Annotated in this window: 11 protein-coding genes; all 11 read right to left on the bottom strand. The window is 46.5% G+C overall.

Features of this window, described 5'->3' with window-relative positions:
- Positions 1-667: 667 nt before the first annotated feature.
- Positions 668-1,294, bottom strand: coding sequence for a tail assembly protein (locus AYY16_RS19445; protein WP_067370710.1), 627 nt, complete (start codon positions 1,292-1,294; stop codon positions 668-670).
- Positions 1,291-2,064, bottom strand: a complete 774-nt coding sequence (locus AYY16_RS19440; protein WP_067370706.1) for a C40 family peptidase — start codon at positions 2,062-2,064, stop codon at positions 1,291-1,293. The genes AYY16_RS19445 and AYY16_RS19440 overlap by 4 nt, the downstream gene beginning before the upstream one ends.
- Positions 2,061-2,768 (bottom strand): phage minor tail protein L, encoded by a 708-nt coding sequence (locus AYY16_RS19435; protein WP_067370702.1) that lies wholly within the window; start codon positions 2,766-2,768, stop codon positions 2,061-2,063. Before AYY16_RS19435 ends, AYY16_RS19440 begins: the two co-directional genes overlap by 4 nt.
- 52 nt (positions 2,769-2,820) lie before the next feature.
- The gene (locus AYY16_RS19430) at positions 2,821-3,153 is read right to left on the bottom strand and encodes a phage tail protein (protein ID WP_067370697.1); all 333 of its coding nucleotides are present in this window, start codon (positions 3,151-3,153) and stop codon (positions 2,821-2,823) included.
- 5 nt (positions 3,154-3,158) lie between these two features.
- A complete protein-coding gene (locus AYY16_RS19425) occupies positions 3,159-4,943 on the bottom strand; it encodes a phage tail tape measure C-terminal domain-containing protein (RefSeq protein WP_156665040.1) in 1,785 nt (594 codons plus the stop codon).
- Between the two features lie 361 nt (positions 4,944-5,304).
- On the bottom strand, positions 5,305-5,601 hold the full coding sequence (locus AYY16_RS19420) for a hypothetical protein (protein WP_067370689.1): 297 nt from the start codon (positions 5,599-5,601) through the stop codon (positions 5,305-5,307).
- A complete protein-coding gene (locus AYY16_RS19415) occupies positions 5,570-6,310 on the bottom strand; it encodes a hypothetical protein (RefSeq protein WP_067370686.1) in 741 nt (246 codons plus the stop codon). Before AYY16_RS19415 ends, AYY16_RS19420 begins: the two co-directional genes overlap by 32 nt.
- Positions 6,311-6,360: 50 nt before the next feature.
- Positions 6,361-7,206 (bottom strand): tape measure protein, encoded by an 846-nt coding sequence (locus AYY16_RS19410; RefSeq protein WP_067370684.1) that lies wholly within the window; start codon positions 7,204-7,206, stop codon positions 6,361-6,363.
- A gap of 353 nt (positions 7,207-7,559) precedes the next feature.
- Positions 7,560-7,823 carry a hypothetical protein gene (locus tag AYY16_RS19400; RefSeq protein WP_067370682.1) on the bottom strand — a complete coding sequence of 88 codons (264 nt, stop codon included), beginning with the start codon at positions 7,821-7,823 and terminating at the stop codon, positions 7,560-7,562.
- A gap of 148 nt (positions 7,824-7,971) precedes the next feature.
- Positions 7,972-8,112 carry a hypothetical protein gene (locus AYY16_RS20405; protein WP_156665039.1) on the bottom strand — a complete coding sequence of 47 codons (141 nt, stop codon included), beginning with the start codon at positions 8,110-8,112 and terminating at the stop codon, positions 7,972-7,974.
- The gene (locus tag AYY16_RS19395) at positions 8,109-8,603 is read right to left on the bottom strand and encodes a hypothetical protein (protein WP_067370679.1); all 495 of its coding nucleotides are present in this window, start codon (positions 8,601-8,603) and stop codon (positions 8,109-8,111) included. Before AYY16_RS19395 ends, AYY16_RS20405 begins: the two co-directional genes overlap by 4 nt.
- Between the last annotated feature and the right edge of the window lie 8 nt (positions 8,604-8,611).

The following is an 8,611-nucleotide window of genomic DNA, read 5'->3' as shown; positions in this document are numbered from 1 at the left end:
AAAACGAGAGCTATGTTCTTGATATATAGGAGCACCTTTATCATAGTTATTCCCGAAAAATAAGACGCCACCATTATCAAATTTTAAGCATGAATATTGTTCTGATTTTTGTGGTATTACATTTTTTTGTATTACCGTTAGGAATAATCCACTCAATAACATCCTTGTACTCATCTACTCTATTGAAAGAAAACGACGTTTCAACTTGTTCGAGTCTTTTTTGTTGTGGATACTCTACTTATATCATCTGCATCCATTCCTTTAATTTTATTATTTAGACTGTCAACTTCGTAGTTCTTCCATTTTGAATAAGCAGGGATATATTTATCAACAAATAACTGATAATTTTCCGGTGATATAACACATGTATATTTAACTCGCCCTCTTCCTCTTTCATCTTCATAAGATATCCATTTTATATCACTACATATCTTTCTATTTTCTAAAACGTATCCAAGTTTAGAGCCATCATTTAAAGTAACATTTTTTTACAATATCAACATTGCTATCACCACAACCAGACAAAGCAATAATGGATAATGATAAAACCAATATTTTTTTTCACGACTATTCCTTGATTTAAATTTAAAGACCACCATAACTGATGGTCATCTATTATTAAAAAATGGTCAATCTAAATATTGGATAAAATACTCCAAAACCTTGTCTAATATAACGCCATTTTGTTGCTTTCAGGTATTAACTGCTCAACCGACAGTTTCAGGCTTATTAACTGCGATCCCACCAGAATTTCGTCCCCGTAAATCAGCGGAACCGGCGCGCCCTGCTCCACTGTATTTTGCGGCCCGTCAAAGTAGGTTGAATTTTTCCGGTTATCCGACCCTCCCGTAAACGGTTTCGGTTGTTTGGACAGAAGCCCGATGACACCAGATGCCAGCATAGACATACCCGCCGCGAATGAAGACGGCCCGAGCCAGTACGAGGCGATAATCAGAACAACCCCAACAACGACCTGCAAAACACTCATGATTTTGCCGCCTGCTCCGCGATAAATAGGGGTAATACGAACGTGAGTCATATCACCGTTATTCTGTAACTGAAACTCAGCTTCGCTCATATCCTTTACCCGACCGTCAGCGCGGGTAACGCGTATATGGTACTTCCGATATTTTGATGCATTCTCTTTCATCCAGCCCACCAACCCCGGACGATTGGCGTTGATAATCCCCAAACCCTGCTTCACAGTGGAGCAACGCACCTTATGCTCTTTACCGAATTTCTTCGCCAGCACACCGCCAAACTCAAACGTAACCCGATTTTTTTTCGCGCTCATAACAAATCCTTATGTCGTAAATGGTGAACGGTGCATTTTTTATACATTCCGCCGTAAATTGCTTTTCCGCTTAACCGGTTTGTCTGGTGATGCAGAATCAGATTGCCACCCACGTAAACCGCGCAGTGATCCGGCATCTTCGCCCCGATTTTCATGAAGAACAGATCGCCTTTCTGCGGTGGTGTTCCGTGTGGCAACTTCACCAACCTCTGACCGGAGAAATTATCCGTCAAAATGTCTCTGTCTCCGTTCCACCAGTTAGGGATGTGAAGATGGGCGCAGATATCAACGGACACGTCAAATTCGCGCTTCAAATAGTCCCTGCACAGTGTCCAGCAGTCAAAGACACCAAATGCATAAGCACGACCCTCTAGTGGCGTTACAGCGCCACAGGGAGCTATTACGTTTACATCGCTGATAACAAAGTCCGTCTCAATATCAGGGTTGTAGTTTCTTGTGACGTTGATAATAAACCACGGCAACTCCGAGGACTCACAGCCGGCAATATCAGCATCACTGGCTTTGTTCGATCCGTCCGTGTGGCTATGCCATACGCCAACCACTTCCCCCTGTGTTTCTGCGCTAATCTGGTCGTCTGCGTCCATCACAAAGAAATTAACAGGGTCGTCTGCCACGTTACGACATAACACCAGTTCATACTTGCCCCGCTTTGCGCTGACAAGAAGCCCGCAGGCTTCATTCGGGTAAGCTGCAACTGCGGCCGACTGCATTGCTGTGTACAACCCGGCACTCATCATTTCTTTCATCATGAGCGTGTTGCCCCCGGGAAAGCACCAAACATGATAATGCCGTCAGCAAAGTAATCTCTCCGCGCACGGCAGCTCGATAACCGCTTAGGGCAAAAGTCGGCACCAGAGAGAGCGGTCGGTTTGTCGTTCTTGTCAAAAGCGGGGCCGGTATAACCGCATTCCGGTGATCGATAATCCCATTGGCACGAGTTACGCATCACCTGACGGTTAGGCAGCTGAACACCCATCAGGTCGTAAACAGATGCCAGCTCAAACTCCACCATTTCAGGCGTTTCAATCGTCTTCTGATCGATAAACCACACATCATCAGGGAAATGCTGGTTAGGATCTGCTTCGTCGTTTACACCGCTTTCAAAGTTTTCTGCATCCAGAAAGCATTGCATGGTGCGCTTGCGTGTTACCTGACACCCGAGCAGATCGTCTTTTGCCTGTAACTCTGCGGAGATCATGCCGCCAAAATTCGCCACTTTCAGTTTCGGACGCGGCAGCTTACCCTCGCCGCTGATATCAAAACCGGTCGCCTGAATCGGCATCGGCTGATAGGCTTTTCCTTGCCAGATAACCGGCTGCTGGATTTCGTTTGTCCCGGCATGGAAGTAGAACCGTCCGCTGCCTGTTTTCTTCGGCAAATCGATCACGAATAACTCAAAGATAGACTCCGGGGATAACAATTGAATCTGCTGCCGGATAGTTTTCTTTGTCATGGTTTAATCCCTTAAAAGTGGTGTCCTCATCCGTGAGGACACCAGATTGCTGTCATTCAAATACCTGCCGGAATGTGGCAGTCAGATTATTGCTGCCGTTGTCCCGCCCTACGTTGAAGTCTTCACAGACAATCGTGTATTCCTTTTTGTCCGGCGAGATCCACTTAAAGGAATCTTTGCCGCCATGTTCAAAAAGAAAATCTTCAATTTCTGTGATTAACTCTCGCGCCCCTTCAAATGTGAGATTCCACTCGAATCTGCGCCAGTTGAATCCCGAGGTCATACGCATTTCGTAACCATCATCAAAGACCTGTTTGCTGATTGTCGGCTTAAACGTTTTGCGTGACTGGAATTTCGGGTGCCATTTAAAAAGCCGTTTTTCCATTTGTGTTACTCCGTCAGTGCCCCGCCCGGGCGTTTTTCTTCCGTGATAGTTTCAAGCACAATGGCTTTAATTTTTTGTGCCGCCGCGTTCCATGTGGAATCCTGACTGTCATTAGATTTTTCATCTTTTTCACTGCCGTTATTCTCAATCTGAATTGAGATCATGACGGAGTTGCCGGCGCTCTCCGCACTCCTGTCAGCACCTTGCATGCCGTCAATATTCATATTCACAGGAATACGGCGACCATCAGGCAGAGGGACATAAGCCTCGTTATGACTGCCTTCGCCGAAAAGAGCGAGTTGTGGTGTTGTAGCGATCCCACCTTTTGAGTAGGCTTTCAGCGGCAATGAGCCAAGAGAACTCATGATCCCGCCGTTTGCGAAACCGAAAGCGGAACTGTATTTGGCCGGATCATAAACTCCGGTCGCACCGGATGATGCCGCACCTACACCCACACCACCGCCCATACCACCAGCCACCGCGCCACCGATAGAGGACGCCATGCCAAGAAATCCGCTGGCAGCAGAGGCTGTGCCCTGTGCGGCAAGAGAGGCTGCAAATGCAGTTATCGCACCTGTTGCCATTGAAACCGCACCGGTAAATGTCCCGACCGTTGCAGTAGCTGTTACGTCTGCACTTGTTTTAACCTCGGTTGCCGCCGTACCGGTAATCATCGCCCAAAGCTGTTTTGCGTAACCTGCGATGGTAGTGAAAATGCCCTGTTCCTGCATATCCTGCATAGCTTCGGTGGTTTCTGTTGCAGCTTTACCGAGTGCTGCTGTGGCCTTAGCATTAGGATCGGCTTTACCTCCACCGGAACCAAACATACCTCCGATTGCAGATCCGAGTGCGCCAATCATCCCCTCACCGGTCTGACCGCCGGCACCCAACCCAAGCCCGTTTATCATTGGCGAAATAACCATGCTGCGGATAAAGGTGCGTTGCAGTTCCGCGAAAATGAAATCGCCAAAATCTTTGATAGAAAACGTACCGGTTTTGAGGAAATCCATCAGGCGGTCTTCCAGACTGTCGAATACATTTTTAATGTTATCGTCAATCATGGCCGCAACGTTTTTATAATCCTCTGCCATTCTTGCGGTGGCTGTTTCCGTCAGACGAACCATCGCCTCTGTCTTTCCGGCTTTGAAACGCTGGTGTTCTTCCATCAGCCTCTTTTGGACTTCGTTGTTTCCGGCAGATGCGGTGATAATCTTCTGGAAATACTTGTCAGCCTCGTCGTAGTTTTTCTCAAACTCACGGCGCATTTCAGAGACGGACTGCGTGACGTTTCCCTTTACGGTATTAGCGAACCCCGCCCATTTTGAGATAAGCTGATCAGCTGAGTCCTGCGCCAGCGCATTGCGGTACTCTTTGCTGCTCAGTTCATTATCGATTTCTGCCAGACGCGCTTTAGCTTCATCAATCTGCTTCTGAGAAAGAATGCCCTCTTTCGGAACAGCCGTAGCCAGCGCCCCAAGACTTTCTTTCAGCTTGCCTAGAGCCTGATCGTACTTCGCAACTTCCTGACTGCCGAAGCCGATTTTTTCCGACATTGACTCAGCGTCTTCCAGTAATTTCTTGTGCTGTCCTGCCAGCCTTTCCGCTTCCCGCTTTGCTTTGGCGGCTTTGGATTCACCAACCCGGGCAGAGGATGCAGCGCTTTTATCGACTTTCGCCTGACCACGGATTCTTGCACTTTCTAATGCACGGTCTATTTGCTTTTTCTGCGCTTCGTTGGCTTCGTTATAAAAACCAGCCAGTTTTTCCCCCTCAACTCCCTGTTTTTTCAAAATTTCAAGAATCTGAAAATTGGCTTCTGCTTCTTCCTCTGTTTTAGCGATCCGTCCGTCGATTAATTTTATTTTTTCGCCATTTTTAAGGCGAGTTCCTACTGATAAACGATCTTCATTTTTAGCTAACGTTTCTAGCTGTTTTGCAAGTTCATCAGTGGTTGATTGTGTGAATGCGCCATTAACATCAATGATCCCGCCTCTGAACAGATTTACTGCATTTTTTAACCGTTGAAGGACGTTTGTATACTCTGTTTCAAGTCCATTTAAACCCCTGCTTACATGGATGATTTGAGATTCAAGGTTGTTTATCAGGACTTTTTCGTCATTGGTTATCTGTCCTGTGATCTTGCTGTTGGCTTTACGGAGGTCTTCCTGTAATTTTTTTAAGCTGATCTTCCAAAAGGGTTCGTTTTTGCTCAATTGCTTTTTTGTCACTTTCCAGCACTAACGAATACGCCTCTCGCATCTGATTACCGAACTGCTCCCGGATCTCCTTTTGCTTTTCCGCATTGGTAGTGTACTTAGCCAATTCAACCTGTTGCTGCTTATCCAGCTCATCAACTTTTGTTTTGAATTCAGCCTGACGCAATTCCCGTTCTTTTTGCAGACCCACTTCCATTACTTCAATTTTTTTTACGCGCAGCTTCTTCTTCACGCGCAATCAGGGTCGTGTTAACGAGGTTTGAAGCCTGTTCAAACTCCGATTTGTATTGTTCAAGTAATTTCTTGGAAATTTCATATTTGCGATAATCACTTGGCTTAATAAACTTCCTGTTGTTTTTTGCATCCTCAAATTTTTGTTCCCACGCCTCCACAGCTTTCAAGTAGGTTTTAAATTTTTGTTCCGCGTCTTTTTGAACATTTTTTAATTCAGTTAACTGCGCGTCAGTTACCATGCTCGGCATATTACGCGCAGCCTCAGCAGCAGCCTCAGCTTTCTCTTTGTTTTTATCAAACCACCACGCCAGAAGTGATAACACTTCTACAACCGTCATAATCGCGGCCACAATGATATTGGCTTTCATTGCCGCATTAAGTCCACGCCAGGCATGTGTCATTCTGCCAATGGCTATTGAACCGATATTTAAACTACCACCCATCGCACGGGATCGACGTGATACTTCAGCGATACTGCTTGCCATGCCGACAAGTCCTGCACCACCACCGCCGATGACACCTGCAATTGAGCGGTTTAACGATACCAGCCCACCGATAACTGATTTTATAAATGAGACAAAAACTACAGCTCCGGCAATTTGCATAATGATAGAAAACAATGACTTCAACATTGCCTGATTATCGACAACCCAAACTGTCATTTCTTTGACTACGGAGATAATTTTCTCAATCGCATCACCGAACATTTTTCCGTAGTAGAGAGCGGCATCACTACCGAGCAGAGTGTTAATATCTCTCAGGCATCCTTTACCGCATCCATATATCCGGAGTCGCCAATGGTTTTAGCCAGCAGCGCGGCATTTGTTTGCATCTGAGAAATCAGGCCGGAGTAGGTGTTCATCATCCGCTCTGCGGAGCCGGCGTACTGAACTTCCATTACCGCCAACATCCCGTCAATAGCCTCTGTAGCTCTGACCTGACCGGATGAAATTTGCTTAACAAGATCACCCATTGAAATGTTCATACTTGTCGCCATAGCTTTCATGGCTGTAGGCACAGCTTCACCTAACTGCTGACGTAGTTCTTCCATAGAAACCACGCCTTTACCTGCCATTTGCTGAATAGCAACGGTGGCTCGTTTAAGAAGCTCGCTATCGCCACCAAACCGGGCTACAGAATCGATAAGCGCATTCATCGATCCCTTTGTCGGGTCAATACCGGCTGATTTGAGTTTGACGAAACTATCTGAAATGGCATCGATAGAAAACGGGGCACTTTTTGCCTTATCTACGATGTAATTGAAGTCACGCAACGCTTCGGCAGCTTTGTCGGATGATTCAGCCAGGCCGTTGAGCATGACCTGCAATCTTTCAAGTTTACCTGCGCTGTCGAGAATCGCTTTCTGTGTGTCGAACAGGACTGTTTTTAACCCGGAAACAGCGAACGTTGCCATGCCGATTGTAGTAATCACACCTGACAACGTTCTGCCGAAACCAGCAAGCCCGCTTTCAAAACGCTTAATTCCAGAACCTGATTTTACTGCCCGTTGAGAAAAACGATTGAGAAGCCGTTCCGCATTCTCCATCTTGATCTCAAAGGTTCTGTCGTCCAGCGTTAACTTAAATCCTAATGTGTCAGCCATTCCTTAGCCTCTGCCAAAAATTCTCATTAGTCTTGATTCGGCATCAGGATCGGCTTCGGCACTGAATGGTAACGCCGACTGTTTTGTGACGACTGGCTGTCCCAATCTCTGCTGTAGGCTTTTCGCAAATGCCTCGTAACCCTCAGCGGTTGCACCTGCCACTCGTGCAATCTGCAACCCCCTCAGATCTTCTTCTGCCCTGATGCGGTCAATATTCCTGCTTAACATCCAGAACCGTTCAAGCGGCATGGCGATAACCGATTCCGTGGTTTCGCCATAAAAAGAAAGTACCCGGCAAAAATAAAAGCCGAAGTCGATTGATACAACTTCAACACCATCGTCGTTGCGGGATATTACTTTGCTTCTTCACCTGCATGTTGAGCGTTAACTTCTTCCCCCTCATTGAAAGCAAAAACGATAATCGCCTGTACGCTTTCCAAAGGCAGAGTCTGAATTTCATCTTCTGTCATAGACGGGATCAGCTTGCGGATAATTTCAATCCCGGCTTCTAACTGTTCTGCCGGAGTTTTCGACTCGATATCTGTACTTTGGTACTGCTGCGCTACCGTAAACAGACCTACAGTTAGCGGCAGGATGGTGAACGTTTTTTCACCCAACAGAACTTCTTTTTTTGGCTGGTGCGATTGCGTTCAGATCAAGTAACTTCGCCATGTGGTACTCTCCATGTAATAAAAAGGGCTTCATTTAAGAAGCCCTATATTACATTAGGTATTTACTTACTTACAACTTTAACTGAAAAATGTTTCAGTCCTGATCGATATCCCCGAGTTCTTTCGATTCACCAGCATCCGGCTTTTTGACTTCTTCCGTCTTGTCGTCTGTCAGTTTATCGTCCTTGTCAGCCTCACCGGTTTTATCTTCCGGCTTGGTGACAGGCGGGGTCACACCTTTTTTCCCATTTTACCCAGTACACCGCTGTCGTCCGGATAGGCGTTGAACTCAATGTTAAACACGCGAACATCATCGTGCTTATAGGCCATTGTGAAGCTACCCGCTGTTGCTGTGCGTGGCAGGGTCAGAATGTAGTCGTCTTTGTTAAGCGGAGTCAGCACAAGAGACTGAGCGACTTCAACGAGGTTGATGCCGATACCGGTCTTGATGGTGATTTCATCCCCACCGCCCTCAACTTCACTGCCCGGCATAACGGATGCCAGGCGCTCCAGCACGGTTTCAGCCAGAGGTACAGTCACTTTGATATTACGACCCTGAATCAACTCAGAAACAGTTGTTTCACCGAACTGGTCAACGGTCACTTTCAGCGTGTCGGTTGTTACCTCAACCTCAACACCGCCTTTGGTGTAACCGAGATCAACACCGTTAAAAGAGACGTTACAAGCACCGAGCTTGATGTTCTCTACTTTGTTTCCTGTAGACATATAAGTAT

It is taken from the genome of Morganella psychrotolerans, from assembly GCF_001676155.1.
Classification (GTDB): Bacteria; Pseudomonadota; Gammaproteobacteria; order Enterobacterales; family Enterobacteriaceae; genus Morganella; species Morganella psychrotolerans.
Note: the sequence above shows the minus strand (reverse complement) of the source record. Positions and strands in the feature narration are given on the sequence as shown.

Excerpts from the sequence above, each read along its gene's own strand:
- AYY16_RS19445 (WP_067370710.1), bottom strand. The coding sequence starts at position 1,294 with ATGAGCGCGAAAAAAAATCGGGTTACGTTTGAGTTTGGCGGTGTGCTG.
- AYY16_RS19440 (WP_067370706.1), bottom strand. The coding sequence starts at position 2,064 with ATGATGAAAGAAATGATGAGTGCCGGGTTGTACACAGCAATGCAGTCG.
- AYY16_RS19435 (WP_067370702.1), bottom strand. The coding sequence starts at position 2,768 with ATGACAAAGAAAACTATCCGGCAGCAGATTCAATTGTTATCCCCGGAG.
- AYY16_RS19430 (WP_067370697.1), bottom strand. The coding sequence starts at position 3,153 with ATGGAAAAACGGCTTTTTAAATGGCACCCGAAATTCCAGTCACGCAAA.
- AYY16_RS19415 (WP_067370686.1), bottom strand. The coding sequence starts at position 6,310 with ATGTTCGGTGATGCGATTGAGAAAATTATCTCCGTAGTCAAAGAAATG.
- AYY16_RS19410 (WP_067370684.1), bottom strand. The coding sequence starts at position 7,206 with ATGGCTGACACATTAGGATTTAAGTTAACGCTGGACGACAGAACCTTT.
- AYY16_RS19395 (WP_067370679.1), bottom strand. The coding sequence starts at position 8,603 with ATGTCTACAGGAAACAAAGTAGAGAACATCAAGCTCGGTGCTTGTAAC.